Origin of the sequence: Pseudomonas sp. W4I3 (assembly GCF_030816195.1) — a bacterium.
Taxonomy (GTDB): domain Bacteria; phylum Pseudomonadota; class Gammaproteobacteria; order Pseudomonadales; family Pseudomonadaceae; genus Aquipseudomonas.
In genome coordinates this window covers 2,674,031-2,697,806 of the sequence record NZ_JAUSXS010000001.1, presented here as the reverse complement: position 1 = coordinate 2,697,806, position 23,776 = coordinate 2,674,031, and the positions used below count along the sequence as shown (strand labels likewise).

Genomic DNA, 23,776 nt, shown 5'->3' with positions numbered 1-23,776 from the left:
TCTACCTAAACCCCCGCCAGCGCCAAATCCATCGCAAAGTACGTAAATATCAAATCCGCCCCCGCCCGCTTGATCGAGCCCAAGGTCTCGCGCACGACGCGGTCTTCATCGATCGCACCCGCTTGGGCGCCGAATTTGATCATCGCGTACTCGCCACTTACCTGATACGCCGCCACTGGCAGGCGGGAGGCTTCGCGGATGTCGCGGATGATGTCGAGGTAGGCGCCGGCCGGTTTGACCATCAGCGCATCGGCGCCTTCCTGCTCGTCGAGCAGCGATTCGCGTACGGCTTCGCGGCGGTTCATCGGGTTCATCTGGTAACTTTTGCGGTCGCCCTTGAGGGCGCTGCCACCGGCTTCGCGGAACGGACCGTAGAGCGCCGAGGCAAATTTGGTGGAGTAGGCCATGATCGGGATGTGGGTGAAGCCGGCGTCGTCGAGGGCGCGGCGGATGGCCTGGACCTGGCCGTCCATCGCCGCCGAGGGGGCGATCACGTCGGCGCCGGCGCGCGCGGCGGCCACGGCTTGTTTGCCCAGGTTGACCAGGGTTGCGTCATTGTCAACGTGGGCGCCGTGCATGACGCCGCAGTGGCCGTGGTCGGTGTATTCGCAAAAGCAGGTGTCGGACATCACGATCATTTCCGGCACGGCGTCTTTGATGATCGAAGACATGCGCGAGACCAGGCCGCGCTCCTTCCAGGTGTCACTGCCATTGGCATCCAAGTGGTGGGACACGCCAAAAGTCATCACCGACTTGATGCCGGCACGGGCATACCGCTCGATCTCGCCGGCCAGTTTTTTCTCGGGGATACGCAGCACGCCCGGCATGCTGGTAATCGGCACGAAGTCATCGATTTCTTCTTCGACGAAGATCGGCAGCACCAGGTCGTTGAGGGTAAATTCGCTTTCCTGGAACAAGCCACGCAGCTCCGGGGAGCGGCGCAGGCGACGGGGGCGGGCTTGGGGGAACTGGCTGATCATGGCTTTCCTGAAAAAGTGACTGAAAACATTGGGGCGAAAGCTTATGCCCCAAGTTGCGGCAGCACAAATGCCGAGGGGCCAACAGTGTATTGCCGGCCATGTAACAATTGCATTGATCTAGAGCTGCAGACAACCATCTATGCACACCGCGACAGCGCCACCCACCCAGATTTCATCGCCTTGGCGCTCAATACGAATACGCCCCGCGCGCCCCATGGCCGTGCCCTGGCTGACCACATAGCGCTCCGGCGCCAGCCCTTCACTGAGCAACCATTGAGCAAGTCCGGCATTCAAGCTGCCGGTGGCCGGGTCTTCCTGCGCACCGTCGCCGGCGATAAAGGCGCGCACCTCGAACTGCGCGTCATCCACCGTGCACGGAGCAATGACGCCGACCGCCAACCCGAGCAGTCGCGAGTAGTCAGGCTTGATCTCCAGCACGGCTTGACGATCAGCCACCATCACCGCCAGCCAACCGGCGCCGTTATCCACCCATTGGCTGCGCACAATCGCGTCGGGCGCCAGGCCCAACCCCTGGCGCACACGTTCCAGCAGCGACGCCTCCACGGCCCCCGAACGCAACAGCGGTGGCGCGATAAACGCCAGCTCGTCGCCTTCGCGTCGGATGCGCACCAAGCCAATTTCGCACTCCTGAACGATCTCTTGCCCACGCGGTACACCGCCTGCGTGCAACCACGCATGGCAACTGCCCAGCGTCGGATGCCCGGCAAACGGCAGCTCCTGCAAGGTCGTGAAAATTCTTACGCGATAGTCGGCGCGTGGGTCGCGGGGCGTCAGCAGAAACGTTGTTTCGCTAAGGTTGGTCCACTTGGCGAAGTCGGCCATCTGCTGGTCCGTCAGGCTGTCGGCGCCGAGCACCACCGCCAGCGGGTTGCCTTTGAGCGGCACACCGCTGAAGACGTCCAGTTGCTTGAAATCGAAAGTCGGCATGTTCAGCTCGGAATGTTCAGGCCACGGATCACCGCTGGGCGTGCGACAAAGCCGTCCAGTGCGCGCAGTACGTTGGGAAAATCGGCGATGCCCACCAGATCGCCCGACTCGTAGAAGCCGATCAGGTTGCGAATCCAGGGGAAGGTGGCGATGTCCGCGATGCTGTAGTCATCCCCCATGATCCAGGTACGGCCCAGCAGGCGTTTTTCCAGCACCTGGAGCAAGCGACGGGACTCGGCGGCGTAGCGGTCACGCGGACGCTTGTCTTCATAGGCCTTGCCCGCGAATTTGTTGAAGAACCCCACCTGGCCAAACATCGGGCCGATGCCGGCCATCTGGAACATCAACCACTGAAGGGTTTCATAGCGGGTGGCCGGGTCTTCGGAGAGCAGCCGGCTGGTTTTTTCCGCCAGGTAAATCAGGATCGCGCCGGACTCGAACAACGCCAGCGGCTGGCCGCTTGGGCCATTGGGATCGATGATCGCGGGGATCTTGTTGTTGGGGTTCAGCGACAGGAATTCCGGGGACAATTGGTCCTGGGTGTCAAAGCTGACTTTGTGCGCCTCATAAGGCAGGCCCAGCTCTTCGAGCATGATCGAGACCTTGACGCCGTTGGGCGTGGGCAACGAATACAGCTGCAGGCGCTCCGGATGCTGGGCGGGCCATTTGCTGTTGATCGGGAAAGCGGCGAGTGCGTTCATCAAAGGGAATTCCTGGGCGGGAAAAACCCCATCATAGACATCTGCTGGCCTGCCTGCATGGGTCATCATTAAGCAACATTGCCTGGCTAGAATCTGTGGTGGGCGAACCAAAACGCCCAAACGCACTCTTAAAAGCGCTCGCAGGGTGAATGGAGGCACCTGGCTATATCGACGAGGAACACCCTCAGGACGCTCACCGCGCCGCTGGGCCCGGGCCTGTCCGCCTTAATCCGACGCACGAAGACTCGAACCCATAATGAAGATCAAGCCTCTGCGCCTTGTGCACCGATTCAAACGCTATTCATACATGATGTTGCCGCTGCTGCTGGTGACGGCCGGGATTGTCACCGCACTGGACGCCCGTGAAAGCCGTGCGCAACCGGTGGACGGCGTGCAAACCCTGGTGTTCCTGCGCCATGGCGAAAAACCCGCCGGCGGTCTCGGCCAACTCAATTGCCAAGGCCTGAACCGGGCAATGAACCTGGCCAGCGTACTGCCGGAAAAATTCGGCAAGGCCGATTTCGTCTTCGCCGCCAACCCGACGCGCAATGTCGAGGAAGGCGAGCTGGACAATTCCTACAGCTATATTCGCCCGCTGATGACCATCAGCCCCAGCGCCATCAAGCTGGGCCTGCCGGTCAACATCAAGTTTTCAGCGAACGACACCAGCGCCCTGGCCGACGAGCTGGTCGAAGACAAGTACCACAACGCGACGATCTACACTGCCTGGTCCCACGGTTACCTGCCCGAGCTGATCAACAAAGTCGCCAGTGAAGCGGTCGGTGAAAAGCACACCATTACCGACGACTGGTCCGGCAACGACTACGACTCGCTGTACGTGCTCACACTGACCTGGCACAACGGCAAGGCGTCGCTGCTCAGCCGCAACTACAAGCAGGGGCTCAATAACGGTGAGGAAACCTGCCCAAACCCGACCCAGGTCAGCGCAGATACCTGAAGGTTGAGCGCCAAGCGCGTATGATGCCCCGCTATCGACTCATCAGCGGATCATCTCCATGTCCAACCTCTCTTCTGTCCAGCCCAACCGGGGCTGGTCGTTCTGGTGCAAACCTGCACTGTTTCTGCTGGTGGCCTGCATCGGCCTCTATTATGTGAAATGGTCGCCCTACTACCTCAAGGCGTTCGTCGCAGCCGACAACCACAGCATCGGCGCCTCGATTCTCAATGACCAGCAAAGCTCGCCCCTCGCAGCAGCGCTGGCCTATGCCCAGGTGTATTTCCTGGCGATCTGGAAAGCCGCCGTACTCGCGGTAATTCTCGGTTCGCTGCTGCAGGTGTTGATCCCTCGCGACTGGCTGTTGCGCCTGTTTGGCCGCGCCGGCCTGGGCTCGACCCTGCGCGGCGGGCTGTTCGCCTTGCCGGGCATGATGTGCAGCTGCTGCGCGGCACCCGTTGCGGCAGGTATGCGGCGCCAAAAGGTATCGGTCGGCGCGGCGCTGGCGTTCTGGATCGCCAACCCGGTATTGAACCCGGCCACATTGGTGTTCATGGGTTTCGTGCTGGGCTGGGGCTTTACCGCGCTGCGGCTGGTGGCCGGGATCGTGCTGGTGGTGGGTGTGTCGCTGGTGGCGCAGCGCATTGCACGTCCGGAACAAGTACCGGAAGCGGCGCTCGAGGCGGTGGCCGAAGTCAGCACCGTTGAGTCCGGCTCCTTCCTCGCGCGCTGGCTGCGCACCTTGTGGCAGCTGTTCTGGAGCACCATCCCGGTGTATATCCTCGCGGTGCTGATCCTCGGCGCGGCACGGGTGTGGCTGTTCCCACACGTGGACGGGGCGATGGCCGACAGCCTGGTGTGGCTGGTACCGCTGGCGATCGTCGGCACGCTGTTCGTGATTCCTACGGCGGCGGAGATTCCGATCGTACAGACCATGATGACCTTGGGCATGGGCGCCGGCCCCGCTGTTGCCTTGCTGATGACCCTGCCGAGCGTCAGCCTGCCGTCGCTGCTGATGCTGCGTAAAGATTTCGATGCGCGGGTGCTGGTGACGGTGGCCGGGTTGACCATGTTGATGGGGGTGGTGTGCGGGTTGATCGGGGCGGTGATTCTTTAGGTTCTGCGTGAAGGCTTCATCGCACCCAGCGACCTAAGTGTGGCAGCAGGTTTGCCCTGATGCCGGTCAGTCAGACGAAAGTGGTTCAATGTAGGAGCGAGCTTGCTCGCGAAAAACGTCCAGGCAATGCGTTTATTCTCGGATAAACGCGGGGGGCCTGAGTTCTTCGCGAGCGAGCTCGCTCCTACAAAAAGCCTTAAGCCCCCGATGGCGGCCTGACAGCCGAGCAGGATGTTGGATCAGAGCGAATACCGTAGGCGGCTATAGGGCTGTGTGATCTCAATGGCATTCAAAAAGTCACCCCACCCGAGCGGCCCGCTCGCGCAAATACTCAACCACCGCGCCCTGCTCTCCCGCGAACTCGATGCGCGCGCCCTTGCTCTCACGCTGGAACGCATACATTGGGTCGTAATACTCACGCAACAACCCTTCAATCCACACCCGGTGCAACTCCACCGCGCCACTGCGCGCTTGCTCCGCCAGGGCCTCCTGCAAAATCGCCTGCAGCCGCTGGAAGCGCTCGCCCCCCAGGCGCTTATGGATATTGGCCAGGCTTTGGGTCAGACGCTCGGCAAATAACGCCTGGCCATCTTCACCCCATACCTCAATGAACTCGGCGCACAGGTCGACCACATAATCGCGCAGGATACGTTCCACGCGGCCTTCCACGCTGTCTTCCAGCCACACCATGGGTAGCGTCTGCATGCTTTTGTGCAACGGTAGCGGCAAAGCACAACTGCCGATCATGCGGCTCTCGTCCTCGACCACGAACTGCTCGATGCCCGCTGCGCGCTTCTTCAGCAGGTCCACCGAAAGGCGGTTTTCGAAGTCTATCGTGGAGGGTTGCGCCGTGGCGCGCTTGCCGAAGCTGGAGCCGCGATGGTTGGCATGGCCTTCCAGGTCCAGGGCGTTGCGCAACTGGCCGAGCACTTCGGTCTTGCCAGTGCCGGTCATGCCGCCGAGCAGGACGAAATCACATTCGGCGGTGGCCTGTTCCAGCGTGTCCAGCAAAAAGCTGCGCATGGCCTTGTAGCCACCGCCGACGCGGGGGTATTCGATACCCGCTTCGGTTTTCAGCCATTGCTGGACGATCTGCGAACGCAGCCCGCCGCGAAAGCAGTACAGGTAGCCGTCTGGATGGGCCTGGGCGAATCGTGCCCACTGCTCGATGCGTTCGGCCTTGATCGTCCCCGACACCAACTCGTGGCCCAGCACGATTGCAGCTTGTTGGCCTTGCTGCTTGTAACAGGTGCCGACGCGCTGGCGTTCGTCGTCGGTCATCAGCGGCAGGTTGATCACGCCGGGGAACGCGCCCTTGGCGAATTCGACCGGCGCGCGGGTGTCCATCATCGGCCGGTCGCTGAGGAAAATGTCGCGGTAATCGGTGATGTCAGTCGCCATCAAACCACCTCTACCGCGTTGCTCTGTCGCTCCAGCAGTTCGCCGATCGGCTCAAGCGTCAGGCCCAATTCAGCGGCCACCGCATGGAACTCGGCGTCGCCTTCGGGCGTGACGGCGATCAGCAGGCCACCGCTGGTTTGCGGATCGCACAGCACGCGCTTGTGCAGTTCCTGCACGCGGCCGAGCTTGCTGGCGTAGCTGTCGAAGTTGCGCAAGGTGCCACCGGGCACGCAACCCTGGTCCAGGTAGTACTCGACCCCCGGCAGGCGTGGGACTTTTGCGTATTCGATGCGGGCCGTGAGGCCGCTGCCGTCGGCCATTTCAACCAGGTGGCCAAGCAGGCCGAAACCGGTGACATCGGTCATCGCCGTCACCCCGGCCAATTTGCCGAAACGGCTGCCGGGCTTGTTGAGGGTGCACATCCAGTCACGGGCCAGGCCGATATCCGCCTCGCGCAACTTGCCCTTCTTTTCGGCGGTGGTGAGGATGCCGATGCCCAACGGTTTGGTCAGGTACAGCTTGCAGCCGGCAGTGGCGGTGTCGTTGCGCTTCATGTGGCGCTTTTGCACGATGCCGGTCACCGCCAGGCCGAAGATCGGCTCCGGCGCGTCGATCGAGTGCCCGCCCGCCAGCGGGATGCCGGCGGCGTCGCACACCGAGCGGCCGCCACGGATAACTTCGCGGGCAACTTCCGGCGCCAGCACGTTCACTGGCCAGCCAAGAATGGCGATGGCCATCAACGGGTCGCCGCCCATGGCGTAGATGTCGCTGATGGCGTTGGTGGCGGCAATGCGGCCGAAATCGAAGGGGTCGTCGACAATCGGCATGAAAAAATCGGTGGTGGAGACCACGCCGCGCTCGTCGTCGATGGCGTACACCGCCGCGTCGTCGCGCGAGGCGTTGCCTACCCACAGGTTGGGGTCAAGGTTCTGCGCGCCGCTGCCGGCAAGGATCACTTCCAGCACCTGGGGCGAGATCTTGCAGCCGCAACCCGCACCGTGGCTGTACTGGGTAAGGCGAATCGGCTCGTTCATGGTGGACCTCAAGCTATCAAGTGGGCCGATTCTAGCAGACAGCAAAAGGCCGGCTGGGCTCTTGTGAGCACAGCCAGCCTTTTGTTTCAGCGGTTACTGGCGAGCAGCGAGCAAACGCTTGTGGCGGTTACGCCGTGCGATGTTCAAGCATTCGATCACCGCCGAGAACGCCATGGCCGCATAGACGTAGCCTTTTGGCACGTGGGCGCCGAAGCCTTCGGCGATCAGGGTCATGCCGATCATGATCAGGAAGCCCAAGGCCAGCATGACCACGGTCGGGTTGTCGTTGATGAACTTGGCCAAAGGTTCAGCCGCCACCAGCATCACGATCACCGAGGTCACCACGGCAATGATCATGATCGGCAAGTGTTCGGTCATGCCCACTGCCGTGATGATGCTGTCGATGGAGAACACCAGGTCGAGCAACAGGATCTGCCCGATCGCCGCGGCAAAACCGATGGTCACGGTGTTACCAATCGTGGCTTTCTCTTCTGGCTCCGGGTCCATGCTGTGATGGATCTCGGTGGTGGCCTTCCACACCAGGAACAGGCCACCGGCGATCAGAATCATGTCCTTCCAGGAGAAGGCCTGACCGAACACTTCAAATACCGGCGCCGTCAGCTGCACGATAAACGCGATGGTGCTCAACAGACCCAGGCGCAACACCAACGCCATGCTGATGCCAATGCGCCGCGCCTTGGCCCGGGTGCTGCTCAGGTAACTTGTTGGTGAGGATCGAGATGAAGATCAGGTTATCGATGCCCAGCACGATTTCCATGACGATCAAGGTCGCCAGAGCGACCCAGGCGGTGGGGCTGGCAGCCAGTTGTAAAAGATAATCCATAGGTCAGTCCTGACGTTGTGCTGGGAAATTAGGTTTCTTGGGTATGCGATTGCGCGTCTTTTTCTTCCTGATCATCCTTTTTGCGCGGATTGATCAGGCCCTGGGTCGCTTCACTCAATGCCTGCTCGGCGGCTTTCTGGGTGTCATCGATCGCTTGCTTGGCCGATTCGGTGGCTTTGCCCAGTACCTGCTGCGCGCTTTTTTCGACCTGATCGCACCCGCTGATCACCACCAATGAAAGCGCAAGCAATGCAGCCGCGCCCACAGAATTGAGTTTCATCATGTATTCCTCGTTAGAACCATTGGGTCCAAATAGTGGCCCGGCGATAGCGAGGCATTCTATGCAGGCAAACAGTTCAGGAAAATTCGTATTTTTCTCGCGTATACTTCGATTTTTACGAAGTGTAGACCGCGATGCTCAATTATCGACAACTGCATTACTTCTGGGTGGTGGCCAAGACCGGCAGCATCGTGCGCGCCTGCGAGCAATTGAACCTCACGCCTCAGACGATCAGCGGGCAGATCAGCCTGCTGGAGCAAACCTTTGGCATTGCACTGTTTCAGCGAGTGGGACGCCAGTTGGAGCTGACCGAAGCCGGGCGCCGAGCCCTGCCCTACGCCGAGCAGATGTTCCAGACCGGCAACGAATTGGAAGCGTTGCTGCGCGCGCAACCCAATGAGCAGCAGATCGTGTTTCGCGTCGGGGTGGCGGATGTGGTGCCCAAGTCCATCGTGTACCGGCTGATCGCCCCTACCATGGAGCTGAGCGAACCGCTGCGCATCACCTGCCGTGAAGACAAACTCGAACGCTTATTGGCCGACTTGGCTATCCAGCGCCTGGACCTGGTGATTTCCGACAGCCCGATGCCCACGCACCTGGACATCAAGGGCTACAGCCAGAAGCTGGGGGAATGTGGCATCAGTTTTTTCGCCACCCAGGCGTTGGCTGAGCAACATAGCGGCGATTTTCCAGCCTGCCTGCACGGCGCACCCCTGTTGATTCCCGGCGCGGAGACCGTGGTGCGCAGCCGTCTGCAACGCTGGTTTGCCGATCAGCAGATTCAACCCAGGATCATCGGCGAGTTCGACGACAGCGCGTTGATGCAGGCATTCGGGCAATCCGGCAGCGGCATCTTCATTGCCCCCAGCGTGATCGCCGACGAGGTGGTGCGCCAGTACGGCGTGGTGCTGATCGGCCAGACCGACGCGGTAAGCGAGTCGTTCTATGCCATCTCGGTGGAGCGCAAGGTCAAGCACCCCGGCATCGTGGCGATTACCGAAGGTGCCCGACGCGAACTGTTTACCGCCCTGCCCGCTCCTACATAACTCAGGCGCAGGTCGACGCCGGCTTGGCCGTCATCAGCCACAATGCCAGCAGGATCGACACCAGGATAAACCCCGACGCGGCAAAGCCCAGGCTGCCCAGGCCCAGCGTATCGATTACCCGCCCACCGACCATCGCGCCCAAGCCGATGCCCAGGTTGGCCCCGGCGATATTCAACGACGCGGCAAACGCCGGTGCATGGGGCGCCGCCTTCATCAGCCGTACATGGCTGACCAGAAACATAGCCGCCTGGGTCACGCCCCACACGGCCATGGCCGCCGCCAGGCCGATGGTTGAGTGAATGGCCGGCACCACCGCCACCATGCCCGCGATCATGAACCCGCAAAACACCATGGAGGCGATCAACGGGTGACGATCCACCGCTCGCCCACCCAGAGAATTGCCGATCAACCCGACCGCGCCAAAGCCCATCAGGCACCAGCCCACCAGCGTGCCGTCAAACCCGGCCAGGCGCTCAAGGATGTCCGCCAAATAGGTATAGGCGGTGAACATGCCGCTGAACACCAGGATCGACAACAGGATATGGCCCTGCATCACTGGGCTGCGCAGGATCTTGAATTGCGAGCGCAGGCTGACCTGCTCGTTCTTCGCCTGAGTGACCGGCAGGTAGACAAACAGCAACAGCGCCTTGGCCAGCGCAATCACCGCAAGGGCGGCAAAGGCGGTGCGCCAGCCGAACATGTCGGAAATCAGCGTGCCCACCGGAATGCCGAACACCGTGGCGCAGACAATGCCAAAACCGATTTTCTCGATCGCGCGCCCGGCAAATTCAGGGCCGACAATGTCCACCGCCGTTTCACTGGCCAGGGCCCAGAACACCGGTAAACCCAGGGCCGGGATCAAGCGTGCCAGGGCCATCACCCAGATATTCGGCGCCAGCGCCGCCACGGTATTGGCCACCGCGAACAGGATCAGGATGCTGATGAACAGGCGCTTGCGTTGGAACCGCGCGAAGTAGGCGGTCAGGAACGGACCGAACGCCGCCACGGTGAACGCGAACAACGTCACCAGCAGCCCAGCCTCGGACACGCTGACGTTCAAGTCCCGGGCGATCGAGGGCAACAGGCCGACAATGACGAATTCTGTGGTCAGCACGGTAAAACCGGCGGCCGACAGCAGCAGGATGGGAAACAACATGAAAACTCCAGAAACGACGAGAGCAACGACAGCCCGAAGGGCCCGCTGACGAAGAGGAAAGATGAGAAAGGAAATGTTAACAGAACATGTCCGGATTTGGCCAAATCCGACGGAGCGGGTGACGGAATGACGCAGCAAACGGGAGACGTCCTACAGCATGCTAGACTTCGCGCCTGCTTCCTACAGTACTTTCTCCCTGTAATGCTGTGCCCTACTAAAAAAACTAGAGACAACTGTTTATGACTGCTGCCCCTTCCCCGCTGCAACGTTTAATGCGCGTCAGCCTGGTCACCCAAATTGTCATCGGCCTGATCGCCGGGATTCTGCTGGCCCTGTTGTTGCCTGAGGCCGCCAAGGCCACCGGATTTATTGGCAAGGTGTTCGTCACGGCGCTGAAGGCCGTCGCGCCGATCCTGGTGTTTGTATTGGTGATGGCGTCCATCGCCAATCATAAACACGGCCAGGAAACCCACATCCGGCCGATCCTGTTTCTGTATCTGCTGGGCACCTTTGCTGCCGCCGTGGTTGCGGTGGTCGCCAGCACACTGTTCCCGTCGTCCCTGGTACTGGCCACCCATGACGCCACCGTGAGCGCTCCCGGCGGTATCGGCGAAGTGCTGCAAAGCCTTCTGCTCAGCGTGGTGGATAACCCGGTCAGCGCCCTGATGAATGCCAACTTCATTGGCATCCTGGCCTGGGCCATCGGCATGGGTATTGCCATTCGCCATGCCGGCGAAACCACCCGCACCGTGCTCGACGACTTGTCCAACGGCGTGACGCTGATCGTACGTGTGGTGATCCGCTTCGCCCCGCTGGGGATCTTCGGCCTGGTCGCCTCGACCCTGGCCACCTCCGGCTTCGGCGCTCTGCTCGGTTATGCCCACCTGCTGGTGGTGCTGATCGGCTGCATGCTGTTCGTGGCGCTGGTGATCAACCCCGCAATCGTGTTCTGGAAACTGCGCCGTAACCCTTACCCGCTGGTGTTGCTGTGCCTGCGCGAAAGCGGGATCACCGCGTTCTTCACCCGCAGTTCGGCAGCAAACATTCCGGTGAACCTGGCGCTGAGCAAACGCCTGGGCCTGCATGAAGACACTTATTCGGTATCGATCCCGCTCGGCGCCACCATCAATATGGCCGGCGCGGCAATCACCATCACTGTGCTGACCCTGGCGGCCGTGCACACGCTGGGCATTGCCGTGGACCTGCCCACCGCCGTGCTGCTGAGTGTGGTTGCAGCCATCTGCGCCTGCGGCGCTTCGGGCGTGGCCGGTGGTTCGCTGCTGTTGATTCCGCTGGCGTGCAGCCTGTTCGGCATCCCGAGCGAGATCGCCATGCAGGTAGTGGCGGTAGGCTTCATCATCGGTGTGCTGCAGGATTCGGCGGAAACCGCGCTCAATTCGTCCACCGATGTGTTGTTTACCGCGGCGGCCTGCTTGGGCAAGGATGAACAGCCGGCTTAAACACCGGCCATAAAAAAGCCCGGGAGCGTTCGTTGAACAACGCTCCCGGGCTTTTTTGTGAGTGCTTAGAAAGCGCCCATGTAGTCACGTTTGCCCACTTCAACGCCGTTATGACGCAGCAACGCGTAAGCGGTGGTGACGTGGAAGAAGAACTGCGGCAAGCCGTAGGTCAGCAGGTAGGACTGGCCGCTGAAGCGCTTCTCTTTCGGGGTGCCTGGGCGGGTGACGATCTCGATGCCTTCCTTGCCGTCGATTTGCTCAGGCTTGATGGTGTCGACAAAGGCCAGCACCTTGGCGATCAGCGCTTGCAGGTCGGCGAAGGTGACTTCGCTGTCTTCGTACTTGGGCACTTCGATCTCGGCCAGGCGCGCGGAAACGCCCTTGGCGAAGTCGACGGCGATCTGGACCTGGCGCACCAGCGCAAACATATCCGGGAACAGGCGCGCTTGCAGCAGCGCGTTCGGCTCGATGTTCTTGGCGGTGGCGTGGGCTTCGGCCTTGTTCAGCACATCGCTGAGGGCGTTGAGCATTTGCTTGAAGACTGGGATAGAAGCGGCATACAGGGAAATGGTCATGTCAGTCTCACGGTAAGGACAGGGTTGGAACCAGCGGCGATTATAGCCTTGCCTGCCGCTTGTCTTTTATTTTTTCCGGCTTAGGCTAGTGGATTCACTGCATAGGGAAAGCGCGATGACCGCCGAGCACGACACCGACACCCCTGAGCCGCGCCTGAACAGCACGGAAATCCGCATCCTGGGCTGCCTGATCGAAAAACAGGCGACCAACCCGGAAACCTACCCCCTGACCCTCAACGCCCTGGTGCTGGCCTGCAACCAGAAAACCAGCCGGGAACCGGTGACCAACCTGAGCCAGGGTCAGGTCGGCCAGAGCTTGCGCGTACTCGAAGGCCAGGGTTTTACCCGGCTGGTCATGGGCAGCCGCGCCGACCGCTGGGAGCACCGTGTGGAGAAGGCGCTGGAACTGGTGCCGGCCCAGGTGATCCTGATCGGGTTGCTGTTCCTGCGCGGGCCGCAGACCGTCAACGAGTTGCTCACGCGCAGCGGGCGCATGCATGACTTTGAGGACGCAGAGCAGGTGGTGCATCAGCTCGAACGCCTCATTGCACGCGGCTTGGCGGTGCTGGTGCCGCGGCAGGCGGGTCAGCGCGAAGATCGTTATACCCATGCGCTGGGGGATCCGGCGGATATCGAAGCGATTATTTCGGCACGCGGCAATCCGGTGGAGCGTGGCGGTGGAGCTGTCTCGGCCGAGCGTATTGAAGAGTTGGAAGCGCGGATTGCTGCGCTGGAAGAACGGCTGGCGCAGTTGGAACAGGCCTGACAGGCGTCCAACTTGAAACAGGCGGCCCACTGTAGGAGCGAGCTTGCTCGCGAAAAACGCCCAGGCAATGCGTTTATTCTGGATAAACGCGCTGCCCTTGAGTTTTTCGCGAGCAAGCTCGCTCCTACAACGTTCCCCGCTTAGACCGCCCGGGCGAACGCCACGGCGGCGTGGAATTGCTCTTGTGTGGGACGCACGCCGGTATAGAGCACGAATTGCTCCAACGCCTGGATCGCGATCACTTCAAGCCCGGTGATCACCCGCTTGCCCTGGGCGCGTCCACGCATGATCAGCGGTGTTTCCGCGGGGATCGCCACCACATCGAATACGGTCTCGGCTTGGTCAATGGCATCGGCCTCAAAGGCCAACTGATCCGCCTCTGCCCCGCCGGTCATGCCGATCGGCGTCACATTGACCAGCATCCGCGGGCGCAAACCGCCCAGGTCGGCCTGCCATTCATAGCCCAGGTTACGTGCCAGCGCCCTGCCCGCCACCTCGTTGCGCGCCACGATCACGCCGTTGGCATAACCGCCGTCACGCAAGGCACTGGCCACGGCCTTGGCCATGCCGCCGCTGCCGCGCAGGGCGAAGCTTGAGTCTTTGGGCACCTGATGCTTTTTCAGCAGTTGCTCAACGGCGATGTAGTCGGTGTTGTACGCCTTGAGGCGGCCGCCGGTATTGACGATGGTGTTGAGGGAATCGATGGCTTGAACCGAATCGTCCAGTTCGTCCATTAAGGCGATGGCCGCCTCTTTGAACGGCATGGATACGCCGCAACCCCGAATGCCCAGCGCCCGTATGCCACCGATCGCGCCGGGCAAATCCTGGCTGCTGAAGGCTTTATAGTAGAAATTCAGGCCCAACTGCTCATACAGATGGTTATGGAAACGCAGGCCAAAATTCCCGGGACGCGCCGACAGTGACATGCACAGTTGGGTGTCCTTGTTGGGGTGCATCTGCATGGGTAGCTCCTTGAGTAAGCAAATCGGTACAGACCTTACACAACCTTTACCTATTGGCTGTGCTGTTTTTCAGAAACACGTTGTCTTAAAAGTATCCCCGCGACAATCCTTGAGTCTATTGATTGCAGACCACAAGCGCAGGGGCTAACCGAGGAATGACCATGATTCGTAAAGTCCCCAAAATTGCCTTGCTTATTGGCGCACTCGCTATGGCAGGCCAAGCCTCTGCCCACGGTGGTGGTTGGGGTGGCCCGGCCGTATTGGGTGCTCTCGTCGGTGCAGCTGTCGTCGGCTCCGTGGTTGCCAGCCAGCCTCGTGAGGTCTATGTACAGCAACCGGTGTACGTGCAGCCGCAGCCTGTGTATGCCGCTCCGCCGCCGGTCTACTACGCACCGCCACCACCGGTGTATGTGCAGCAGCAGGTTTATTACCGTCCGGCACCGGTGTATTACGGCCCGCCACGGGGTTATGGCTACTATGGCCCTCCCCACGGCTACTACCGCCACGGCTGGTAACCGTCAGTCGGTGAATGCGCAACAGGCCTCGCCCACACGCGGGGCCTTTTTTTGCCTGAAAAGTCTGGATTTACCTCGCCAAGGTCGTTGTGAGGACAATGCTGGAGCAGCATTCCTACACTATCAGGCTGGATCTCCCCTTGATCGACCGATACGAACGCTGTCATGTTTGTGTCACGCACCTGTCTCAGTATCGGCTCTGTCCACTCAATAACAATTAAGGACGATTGACCATGCCCACACAAAATCCGCACCGCACCGCTGGCCTCTGCACGTCCAGCAAGGTGTACAGCGCGCTGACCGAACTCAAACACCTGGAAGGCCACCGCAGTGCCAAGTTCCTGGCATTGCTGGCAGAGAACCTGGTGCGCAAGGGCGTGCTCAGCGAGCAGGAAGTGGTGCACATGCTCGATCAGGTGGTGGATTGACGTGTGGCGTTGATGTCGACTATCGAGCCAGGTGATTTTTCCTCGGCGCCACCGCACCGTAAGGTGACCTCCATAACGTTTGGAGGTATTTATGCCCACTGTTCAAATCATGTCCGTCGTCGGCAGCGCCGTCCCCGCCCCTCTTCGCAAGCTGGGCTTGCTCGCCTGCTGGTACGTGGTACGCGATGGCGAGCCTATCAGCGGCCCGCTCACCTCGTTATCCGATGCCCAGATGCAGCGCCAGCTGGCAGCCAACTGCTGGCTTGAAGCCTAGGGCAACGGCAGCTTGACCCGCGGCTTGGTTTCGACAAACAGCGCCCAGCAGGACATGAACAGCGCCGCGACCAGCGGCCCGATCACGAAGCCGTTCAGGCCAAACACTGATAGCCCGCCCAGGGTCGAGATCAGGATCAGGTAGTCCGGCATTTTGGTGTCCTTGCCCACCAGAATCGGGCGCAGCACGTTGTCCACCAAACCAATCACGAACACGCCGAACAGCGCCAGTACCACGCCCTGCCAGATTGAACCGCTCAACAGGAAGTAGGCGGCCACCGGCCCCCATACGATCCCGGCGCCCACCGCAGGCAGCAGGGACAGAAACGCCATCAATACCGCCCAGAGCAACGCACTGGGAATATCCAGGAACCAGAAGATCAGCCCTCCCAGCGCACCTTGGGTAACGGCCACCAGCACGTTGCCCTTGACCGTGGCCCGCACCACCCGGTTGAACTTCAGTTGCAGGCGTCGCTTTTGCGGCTCGGCCAATGGCACCGCCGTGCGCACCTTGCGCACCAGTTCCGGGCCGTCGCGCAGCAGGAAAAACAGCAGGTACAGCATGATGAAAAAGCTCACCAGGAAATCGAATGTGCCCTGGCCGAAACTGAACGCCTGGCTGGCGAAGAATTGGCTGCCCTGCATCGCGCCCTTCACCACCTTTTCTCGCAGCCCTTCGAGATTGCCCATGCCAAACCGATCCAGCAGGTGCTGGAAATACGGCGGCAGGAAATGCTTGAACTGCTCGATATAACCGGCCACGTCCAACTTGCCGCTTTCGATATTCTTGTAAAGGGTGGCGCCCTCCTGCACCAGCAAGGCGCTGGTAATGATGACCGGCAAGATTGCGATCACCAGGCACACCGTCAAGGTGGTCAGGGAGGTCAGGTTACGGTTCCAGCCAAAGCGCTGCTGCAGGCGGCGCTGCATCGGCGCGAAGATGATGCCGAGGATCACCGCCCAGAACACCGCGCCATAGAATGGCAGCAATATCCAAATAAAGGCGACGGTGACCAGAGCCAGCAGTAACAGCAGGGTCTTGAATTGCAGGTTGGTTTGATTCATGTCCGATCCATGTCAAAAAAGCACAGGGCCGATGTCGGCCCTGTTGCTTAGTCCGCAGCGAAACCTGGGAGTGCCCTGGTTTATCGAACAAGCATAGATCGGCTTATCTAGACCTGGATCAATGCAGCAGGCCATGGCCTGCACTACCCTCGCGCCTTTTTTGCGGCCCACACCTCCATGCTCCCACTGATCGCCCCCGAACTGCTCGCGCCCGCCGGCACGTTGAAGAACATGCGTTACGCCTTTGCTTACGGAGCTGATGCGGTGTACGCCGGCCAGCCGCGCTACAGCCTGCGCGTGCGCAACAATGAATTCGACCACGCCAACCTGGCCCTCGGTATCCGGGAAGCCCATGCACAGGGCAAGCGTTTCTACGTGGTGGTGAACATCGCGCCACACAATGCCAAGCTGAAAACCTTTCTCAAGGACCTGGCCCCGGTGATCGCCATGGGCCCGGACGCGCTGATCATGTCTGACCCAGGGCTGATCATGCTGGTGCGCCAGCATTTCCCACAGATGCCGGTTCACTTGTCGGTCCAGGCCAATACCGTCAACTGGGCCAGTGTGGCGTTCTGGCAACAACAAGGCATCTGCCGGGTAATCCTGTCGCGGGAGCTGTCCCTGGAGGAGATCGACGAGATCCGCCAGCACGTGCCGGCCATGGAGCTAGAGGTGTTCGTTCATGGCGCGCTGTGCATGGCCTATTCCGGGCGTTGCCTGCTGTCGGGCTATATGAACAAGCGCGACGCCAACCAAGGCACCTGTACCAACGCGTGTCGCTGGAAATACCAGGCCACTGCGGCGGTGGAAAATGCCACGGGCGAGATCGTCCAGGCATTCGAACCGACGCTGGGCATTGGCACGCCGACCGACCAGGTGTTCCTGTTGCACGAAGCCAACCGTCCCGAAGCGCACATGCCCGCCTTCGAAGATGAACACGGCACCTACATCATGAACGCCAAGGACCTGCGCGCCGTGCAGCACGTGGAGCGCCTGACCCACATGGGCGTGCACTCGCTGAAAATCGAAGGCCGCACCAAATCGCACTTCTATTGCGCGCGCACCACCCAGGTGTATCGCCGCGCAATCGATGATGCGATGGCCGGCCGCGCCTTTGACCGCCGCTTGATGACCGACCTCGAATCCCTGGCCCAACGCGGCTACACCGAAGGGTTTCTGCGTCGCCATGTGCACGACGAATACCAGAACTACCAGAACGGCAGCTCCGTCTCCGAGCGCCAGCAATTTGTCGGTGAATTGACCGGCGAGCGCCGAGGCGAGCTGGCCGAGGTCAAGGTGAAGAACCGTTTTGCGCTGGGCAATCATCTGGAACTGATGACGCCAGCGGGCAATTTTCACTTTGACCTGGCCACGTTGCATAACGCCAAGGGCGACGCCATCGAGGTAGCGCCGGGGGATGGGCACACGGTATATGTGCCCTTGCCGGCCGAGATGGACCTGGCTTTTGGCTTGCTGATGCGCGACGTGTAGACCCTCTGATGGGCGGAGTCAGTTAAGCGAAGTGGTCCATTGTAGGAGCGAGCTTGCTTGCGAAAAACATCCAGGCAACGCGTTCATTCTGAATAAACCCGGGGTGCCTGAGTTCTTCGCGAGCAAGCTCGCTCCTACAAAAAGCCTTACCTGGCTGACTTCAGTGGCCCCCCCTCTCACATTGAGTTTCATCAAAACAATGCGGGAAGCAGTTCAGATCCTGAACTGGCCCACCAACTGCCCCAGGCGCTGGCCCAGGTCGGCGAGGCTACGGGACGTCTGGGCGCCAAGTTGGGTTTCATCGGCCACGCTGTCCACCGCGACGGCAATCTGATGCACGCTGCGGTTGATCTCTTCAGCCACGGCGGTTTGTTCTTCGGCGGCGCTGGCGATCTGTGCGTTCATCGAGTTGATGGTGCCGATCAACTGGGCCATGGTGTCCAGCGACGCGCCGGCCTGGTTGGCCTGGGCCGACGTACCGTCACCGGCATCGCTGGAGCGGCGCATGGCGTCCACGGCGGCTTCGGTGCCTTTTTGCAGGCGGTCGATCATGCCCTGGATTTCCTGGGTGCTGGTCTGGGTGCGGCTGGCCAGGGCGCGCACTTCATCGGCGACCACGGCAAACCCACGCCCGGCCTCCCCCGCCCGCGCAGCTTCAATCGCGGCGTTGAGCGCCAGCAGATTGGTCTGTTCGGCAATCGAGCGGATGACGCCGAGCACGCTGACAATCGACGACACGTCCTGCTGCAAACTGTCGAGGGACACGCCGCTGCTACGGATATCGTTCACCAGCGCATGGATCTGCGCGATGCTGCCGTCCACCACGCGCTTGGCGGCCTGGCCCTCGGCGTCGGTCTGCTGCGCGGCAACGGCGGCACCCTGGGCGCTACGTGCCACTTCGTGCGCAGCGGACGACATTTGGTTGATCGCGGTGGCGACCTGGTCGGTTTCGTGACGCTGGCGCTCCATCGCGGTTTCCGAGCGCTGGGCCTGCTCGGAGACCTGGCTCACCAGGCCGGTGAGTTGCCCGGTCATTTCAGTGATCTGGCGTACCAGCCCATGGATCTTGTCGACAAACCGGTTAAACGCGCCGGCCAGGTCACCCAGCTCATCCTGGCTGGTAATGGCCAGGCGGCGAGTCAGGTCACCTTCACCGGCGGCGATATCGTCCAGGTTGGCCTTCATCAGGCTCAGTGGGCGCAGGATCGTGTTGGCCACCAGCAGGCCGACGGCGGCAATCACCAGCAGCACCACGACGGCCACCCCGAGAATGCTCAACAGGACGCCTTCCATGCGTTTTTCAACCTTGGCCTCGACCACCGCGACCTGGGCTTCGATGCCATCGAGGTTGACCGAGGTACCGATGACCATGTCCCACTTGGGCAGGTATTCGGTGTAGCCGAGCTTGGGCACCAGTTCGGTCTGGCCGGGCTGGGTCGAGCTGTATTGCAGGTAGTGGGTGCCGTCCTTGCCGACCTTGACCAGGTCGCGGTTGACGTAGACGCCATTGGGGTCGCGGTTATCCTTGAAGCTCTTGCCCACGCCGTCCGGGCTGTTGCCCTTGAACAGGCGAATGGTTTCAGAGTCGTAGCCGAAGAAGTAACCGTCCTTGCCGTAGCTGGTGTTGGACAGCAGCTTGACCACCTGCGCCCGCGCCGCCGTGTCACCGGGAGCGGCCGCGTCGTAGAGCGGCTTGATGGTAGTCATGGCCACTTCGACATAACTTTGCAGCGTGGCCTTGGCATTGTTGAGCAGGCGTTGGCGGGTTTCATCCACTTCGTTGCGCGCCTGGTCCTGAAGAATCCACACGGTGGTCAGGCTGATAACCAGGGCAAACAGCAGCACCGGCACGACGGCAAGGGTCAGGACTTTGGCCTTGAGGCTCAGACGCATGGCTTTTCTCTCTTATTAGTGGCAACTCGAGAGGTTAACGGCCAAACGTCAATTTTCTGTAGGAGCGGGCCTCAGAGCGTCATCGCCGCCAGCCAGCCAAACGCCAGCAGCGGCAGGTTGTAGTGCAGGAAAGTCGGCACCACGGTGTCCCAGATGTGATGGTGCTGGCCGTCGATATTCAGGCCGGAGGTTGGGCCGAGGGTGGAGTCCGATGCCGGGGAGCCCGCATCGCCCAAGGCACCGGCGGTGCCGACGATGCACACGATGGCCACCGGGCTGAAACCCAGTTGCACGCACAACGGCACAAAAATCGCGGCCAGGATCGGCACCGTGGAAAACGACGAACCGATGCCCATGGTCACCAACAGCCCCACCAGTAACATCAACAGCGCTCCCACCCCACGGCTATGCCCGATGAACGCCGCCGACGCTTGCACCAGCGAGCGCACATCAACACCGGTGGCCTTGAGCACTTCGGCAAAGCCCGACGAGGCGATCATGATGAAGCCGATCATCGCCATCATCTTCATGCCTTCGGTGAACAGGTCATCGGTGTCGCGCCAGCGCACGATGCCCGACACCGAGAAAATCAGGAACCCGGCCAGCGCACCGATGATCATCGAGTCCAGCCACAGCTGGATGATGAACGCCGAGGCAATCGCCAGGCCGGCCACCAGCAGGGTCAACGGGTTGTACTGCACCGCCACCTGCTCGACACGCTCGATTTTCGCCAGGTCGTACACGCGTTTTTTGCGATAACTGATAAACACTGCCACCAGCAGGCCGACCACCATGCCCAGCGCCGGCAGGCTCATGGCGTGGGTCACGTTGACCTGGCTGATATCCACGCCGCTCTTGGCCACGTTGGCCAACAGGATCTGGTTGAGGAAGATATTGCCGAACCCCACCGGCAGGAACATGTAGGGCGTGATCAAACCGAACGTCATGACGCACGCGATCAGGCGACGGTCCAGTTGCAGCTTGGTCAACACGTATAACAGCGGCGGCACCAGCAGCGGGATGAACGCAATGTGGATCGGCAGGATGTTCTGCGAAGCAATCGCCACCGCCCACAGCAAGCCGATCAACAGCCATTTGACGTGGTTGCCGCCGCTGGCTTCCTGCCGATCGACCAGCAACAGCGCTTTGTCCGCCAGGGCATGGGCCAGGCCGGACTTGGCAATGGCCACCGCGAAAGCGCCGAGCAAGGCGTAGGACAAAGCCACCGTCGCACCGCCGCCCAGGCCACTGTTGAACGCTTTGAGCGTGGCGTCGATACCCAGGCCACCGGTCAAGCCGCCCACCAGGGCGCCGACGATGATGGCGATGACCACATGCACGCGGGACAGGCTGAGCACCAGCATGGTGCCGACCGCGGCGATAACAGCGTTAATCATGGTTACCTCAGAACGAAAACATAAAAGACAGGCATACCCGCGCCGCAGCGGCCATCGCAGGCGCTGCCGGTGTGCAGGCTTTAAGAGTCTTATTAGAGGGCGCGCACTTTGCAGCAGCGGGACGGCCATGTCAAAAAGCGACGCCGTTTTGAGCTTTAAATTGGATGTTTGAATAAAGAAGGAGTCAGCGCAGCCGATAACGATTTTTCATGTGTATTCAGGTAAGGATGTCCCGATGTCGCTCAGGCAGCTCTCCATTCAATGGAAAATCACCCTACTCGCGGGCCTGTGCCTGCTGGGGATCGTGACCCTGCTGGTCGGTCTGTCGCTGTATCGGATGGCGCAAAGCTCCGAGCAGGTCAAAGCGTCCAGCATGCAGATGCTGGATGAAGCCGCCCAGGCGCGCATCGAGGCCCAGGGTGAAGTGCAGGCGCTGGGCATTCGCCAGCAGTTTATGGATGCCTACCAGTACGGCCATGGGTTTTCCCGCCAGGTGCTGTTCTTGCGCGAGCAGGCGGAAAAACGCTTCCTGGACGCCTTCGATACTCGCGAAGACCTGACCCGTCAGGTCAAGGCCGCGCTACAGGCCAACCCTGACCTGCTCGGTTTGTCCCTGGTGTTCGAAGCCAATGCGCTGGACGGCAAGGATGAGTTGTTCGCCAATCAGGCCGAACTGGGCAGTAACGACACAGGCCGCTTCGCGCTGTACTGGTCGCAGCCAACGCCCGGTAAAATCACTTCCATGGCGCTGCCCGAAAGCGACATGACGGACACCTCCGTCGGCCCCAGCGGCGAAAAAGCCAACGCCTGGTTCACCTGCCCGCGCACCACCCTCAAGCCCTGCGTGATCGAACCCTACTTTTATGTGATCGACGGGCACAACGTGCTGATGACCAGCATCGTCTTCCCGCTGATGGTCAATGGCAAAGTCATTGCCTCGCTGTCGGTGGACATCAACCTCAACAGTTTGCAGGCCGTGAGCCAACAGGCCAGCCACAAGCTGTACGACGGCCAGACCCAGGTCAGCATCCTCAGCCCCACCGGCTTGCTCGCCGGCTACAGCCCGGACGCCAGCAAGCTCAGCCAACGCCTGGACCAGGTCGACACAGCCAGCGGCGCACAGCTGATCACTGCCCTGGCGAGCAGCACGCAGATCCGCAGCCTGCGTAGCGATCAGCAACTCAAAGTGTTGGCGCCTTTTGCACCGATTCCGGGCGGCAAGCCGTGGGGCGTGCTGCTGGACGTACCGAAAAAAGTGTTGGTGGCGCCAGCCGAGGCGCTCAAAGCCCAGCTGGATGCCGACAACACCAGGGGCACCCTGCTGGAACTTGGCCTGGGCCTGCTGGCCGCCGTCGTCGGGTTGATGCTGGTGTGGCTGATGGCACGCAGCGTGACCCGGCCGATCCTCGGCGTGGCGCAGATGCTCCAGGACATCGCCAGCGGCGAAGGTGACCTGACCCGCCGCCTGGCCTACGACAAACAGGACGAACTGGGCCAACTGGCGGGCTGGTTCAACCGTTTCCTCGACAAGCTGCAACCGATCATCGCCGAGGTCAAACGCTCGGTGCAGGACGCCCGTGGCACGGCCGACCAATCCGCCGCGATTGCCAGCGAAACCAGCGCCGGCATGGAGCAGCAGTATCGCCAGGTTGACCAAGTGGCCACCGCCTCTCACGAAATGAGCGCCACCGCCCAGGATGTCGCCCGTAGCGCAGCCCAAGCCGCGCAAGCGGCACGCGATGCCGACCAGTCCACCCGCGATGGCTTGACCGTGATCGGCCAGACCACCAGTAACATCGGCCTGCTGGCCGCTGACATGAGCACGGCCATGGCGCAGGTTGAAGGCCTGGCCAGCAACAGCGAGAAGATCGGCTCGGTGCTCGAAGTGATTCGCGGCATTGCCGAGCAAACCAACCTGCTGGCGCTCAATGCGGCCATCGAGGCAGCACGCGCCGGTGAGGCGGGCCGTGGCTTTGCGGTAGTGGCTGACGAAGTGCGCAACCTGGCACGGCGCACCCAGGAGTCGGTGGAAGAAACCCGTGTGGTCATCGAACACTTGCAAAGCGGCACCGCTGAAGTCGTCGGGGCCATGGGCAACAGCTATCGTCAGGCCCAGGGCAGCGTCGAGCAGGTCGGCCAGGCGGTCACCGCGCTACGTCAGATCGGTGACGCCGTTACCGTGATCAGCGACATGAACCTGCAAATCGCCAGCGCCGCCGAAGAGCAAAGCGCGGTGGCCGAGGAGATCAACAACAACGTGGCGACGATTCGGGATGTGACCGAATCGCTGTCGGAACAGGCCAATGAGTCGGCGCGGGTGAGCCGGACATTGAACAGCCTGGCGAATCAGCAGCAGGGGTTGATGGATCAGTTTCGGGTGTAGGAATTGTCGCGCCTGTGAGAGCGGGCAAGCCTTAAAGTAATTCATTGTAGGAGCGAGCTTGCTCGCGAAAAACTTCCAGGCAACGCGTTCATTCTGGATAAACGCG

General features: G+C 61.2%; 22 protein-coding genes and 2 pseudogenes. 10 read left to right on the top strand and 14 right to left on the bottom strand.

What is annotated here, in order from left to right:
* Positions 1-5: 5 nt before the first annotated feature.
* From hemB to QF045_RS12460, 3 genes are all read right to left on the bottom strand, one after another.
* On the bottom strand, positions 6-980 hold the full coding sequence (hemB, locus tag QF045_RS12470) for a porphobilinogen synthase (RefSeq protein WP_306492442.1): 975 nt from the start codon (positions 978-980) through the stop codon (positions 6-8).
* A gap of 117 nt (positions 981-1,097) precedes the next feature.
* On the bottom strand, positions 1,098-1,928 hold the full coding sequence (locus QF045_RS12465) for a PhzF family phenazine biosynthesis protein (RefSeq protein ID WP_306492441.1): 831 nt from the start codon (positions 1,926-1,928) through the stop codon (positions 1,098-1,100).
* A 2-nt stretch (positions 1,929-1,930) separates the two neighbouring features.
* Complete coding sequence (locus tag QF045_RS12460; RefSeq protein WP_306492440.1) at positions 1,931-2,629, bottom strand: glutathione S-transferase N-terminal domain-containing protein; 699 nt, start codon at positions 2,627-2,629, stop codon at positions 1,931-1,933.
* Between the two features lie 256 nt (positions 2,630-2,885).
* Between QF045_RS12460 and QF045_RS12455 the strand changes: the two genes are divergently transcribed.
* Positions 2,886-3,587, top strand: a complete 702-nt coding sequence (locus QF045_RS12455; RefSeq protein WP_124385980.1) for a histidine phosphatase family protein — start codon at positions 2,886-2,888, stop codon at positions 3,585-3,587.
* 58 nt (positions 3,588-3,645) lie between these two features.
* Complete coding sequence (locus QF045_RS12450; protein ID WP_306492439.1) at positions 3,646-4,701, top strand: permease; 1,056 nt, start codon at positions 3,646-3,648, stop codon at positions 4,699-4,701.
* Positions 4,702-4,998: 297 nt separating this feature from the next.
* Here the strand turns inward: QF045_RS12450 and mnmH are convergent, their stop codons facing one another.
* From mnmH to QF045_RS12430, 4 genes and pseudogenes are all read right to left on the bottom strand, one after another.
* Positions 4,999-6,102: a tRNA 2-selenouridine(34) synthase MnmH gene (gene mnmH / locus QF045_RS12445; RefSeq protein WP_306492438.1), complete on the bottom strand. Its 1,104-nt coding sequence runs from the start codon at positions 6,100-6,102 to the stop codon at positions 4,999-5,001.
* Positions 6,102-7,136, bottom strand: coding sequence for a selenide, water dikinase SelD (gene selD / locus QF045_RS12440; protein WP_306492437.1), 1,035 nt, complete (start codon positions 7,134-7,136; stop codon positions 6,102-6,104). The genes mnmH and selD overlap by 1 nt, the downstream gene beginning before the upstream one ends.
* Before the next feature lie 93 nt (positions 7,137-7,229).
* Positions 7,230-7,980: pseudogene (locus QF045_RS12435) on the bottom strand (TerC family protein).
* A gap of 28 nt (positions 7,981-8,008) precedes the next feature.
* On the bottom strand, positions 8,009-8,260 hold the full coding sequence (locus QF045_RS12430) for a hypothetical protein (protein ID WP_306492436.1): 252 nt from the start codon (positions 8,258-8,260) through the stop codon (positions 8,009-8,011).
* A gap of 134 nt (positions 8,261-8,394) precedes the next feature.
* Here QF045_RS12430 and nhaR point away from each other — a divergent pair, with 134 nt between their 5' ends.
* Positions 8,395-9,306 (top strand): transcriptional activator NhaR, encoded by a 912-nt coding sequence (gene nhaR / locus QF045_RS12425; protein ID WP_306492435.1) that lies wholly within the window; start codon positions 8,395-8,397, stop codon positions 9,304-9,306.
* 1 nt (position 9,307) lies between these two features.
* Here the strand turns inward: nhaR and QF045_RS12420 are convergent, their stop codons facing one another.
* A complete protein-coding gene (locus tag QF045_RS12420) occupies positions 9,308-10,462 on the bottom strand; it encodes an MFS transporter (RefSeq protein WP_306492434.1) in 1,155 nt (384 codons plus the stop codon).
* Between the two features lie 239 nt (positions 10,463-10,701).
* Between QF045_RS12420 and sstT the strand changes: the two genes are divergently transcribed.
* The gene (gene sstT, locus QF045_RS12415) at positions 10,702-11,922 is read left to right on the top strand and encodes a serine/threonine transporter SstT (protein ID WP_124385972.1); all 1,221 of its coding nucleotides are present in this window, start codon (positions 10,702-10,704) and stop codon (positions 11,920-11,922) included.
* Positions 11,923-11,987: 65 nt separating this feature from the next.
* Here the strand turns inward: sstT and QF045_RS12410 are convergent, their stop codons facing one another.
* Complete coding sequence (locus QF045_RS12410; protein WP_124362113.1) at positions 11,988-12,497, bottom strand: DUF1993 family protein; 510 nt, start codon at positions 12,495-12,497, stop codon at positions 11,988-11,990.
* Between the two features lie 115 nt (positions 12,498-12,612).
* Here QF045_RS12410 and QF045_RS12405 point away from each other — a divergent pair, with 115 nt between their 5' ends.
* Positions 12,613-13,263 (top strand): YceH family protein, encoded by a 651-nt coding sequence (locus tag QF045_RS12405; protein WP_306492433.1) that lies wholly within the window; start codon positions 12,613-12,615, stop codon positions 13,261-13,263.
* A 140-nt stretch (positions 13,264-13,403) separates the two neighbouring features.
* Here QF045_RS12405 and QF045_RS12400 read toward each other — a convergent pair whose 3' ends face one another.
* Entirely contained in the window at positions 13,404-14,225 is an 822-nt protein-coding gene (locus QF045_RS12400; RefSeq protein ID WP_306492432.1) for a shikimate 5-dehydrogenase, read from the bottom strand.
* Between the two features lie 155 nt (positions 14,226-14,380).
* On the opposite strand from QF045_RS12400, the gene QF045_RS12395 reads away from it, so the two are divergent.
* From QF045_RS12395 to QF045_RS12385, 3 genes are all read left to right on the top strand, one after another.
* Positions 14,381-14,740, top strand: a complete 360-nt coding sequence (locus tag QF045_RS12395) for a hypothetical protein (RefSeq protein WP_124385968.1) — start codon at positions 14,381-14,383, stop codon at positions 14,738-14,740.
* Positions 14,741-14,973: 233 nt separating this feature from the next.
* Entirely contained in the window at positions 14,974-15,168 is a 195-nt protein-coding gene (locus QF045_RS12390) for a hypothetical protein (protein WP_306492431.1), read from the top strand.
* A gap of 91 nt (positions 15,169-15,259) precedes the next feature.
* Entirely contained in the window at positions 15,260-15,442 is a 183-nt protein-coding gene (locus QF045_RS12385; protein WP_306492430.1) for a hypothetical protein, read from the top strand.
* Here QF045_RS12385 and QF045_RS12380 read toward each other — a convergent pair.
* Positions 15,439-16,506 carry an AI-2E family transporter gene (locus QF045_RS12380; RefSeq protein WP_124385966.1) on the bottom strand — a complete coding sequence of 356 codons (1,068 nt, stop codon included), beginning with the start codon at positions 16,504-16,506 and terminating at the stop codon, positions 15,439-15,441. The genes QF045_RS12385 and QF045_RS12380 overlap by 4 nt on opposite strands.
* Before the next feature lie 177 nt (positions 16,507-16,683).
* Here QF045_RS12380 and yegQ point away from each other — a divergent pair, with 177 nt between their 5' ends.
* On the top strand, positions 16,684-17,997 hold the full coding sequence (gene yegQ / locus QF045_RS12375; RefSeq protein ID WP_306492429.1) for a tRNA 5-hydroxyuridine modification protein YegQ: 1,314 nt from the start codon (positions 16,684-16,686) through the stop codon (positions 17,995-17,997).
* Between the two features lie 213 nt (positions 17,998-18,210).
* Here the strand turns inward: yegQ and QF045_RS27745 are convergent, their stop codons facing one another.
* The 3 genes and pseudogenes from QF045_RS27745 to QF045_RS12365 all read right to left on the bottom strand — a co-directional run bounded on the left by QF045_RS27745 (position 18,211) and on the right by QF045_RS12365 (position 21,284).
* Positions 18,211-18,966, bottom strand: a complete 756-nt coding sequence (locus tag QF045_RS27745) for a methyl-accepting chemotaxis protein (RefSeq protein ID WP_370004746.1) — start codon at positions 18,964-18,966, stop codon at positions 18,211-18,213.
* 102 nt (positions 18,967-19,068) lie between these two features.
* Positions 19,069-19,890: pseudogene (locus tag QF045_RS27740) on the bottom strand (cache domain-containing protein); the annotation flags it as partial.
* A 71-nt stretch (positions 19,891-19,961) separates the two neighbouring features.
* Positions 19,962-21,284, bottom strand: a complete 1,323-nt coding sequence (locus QF045_RS12365) for a Na+/H+ antiporter family protein (protein WP_306494886.1) — start codon at positions 21,282-21,284, stop codon at positions 19,962-19,964.
* Between the two features lie 238 nt (positions 21,285-21,522).
* Here QF045_RS12365 and QF045_RS12360 point away from each other — a divergent pair, with 238 nt between their 5' ends.
* Positions 21,523-23,670 (top strand): methyl-accepting chemotaxis protein, encoded by a 2,148-nt coding sequence (locus tag QF045_RS12360; protein ID WP_306492427.1) that lies wholly within the window; start codon positions 21,523-21,525, stop codon positions 23,668-23,670.
* The last annotated feature ends 106 nt before the right edge of the window (positions 23,671-23,776 follow it).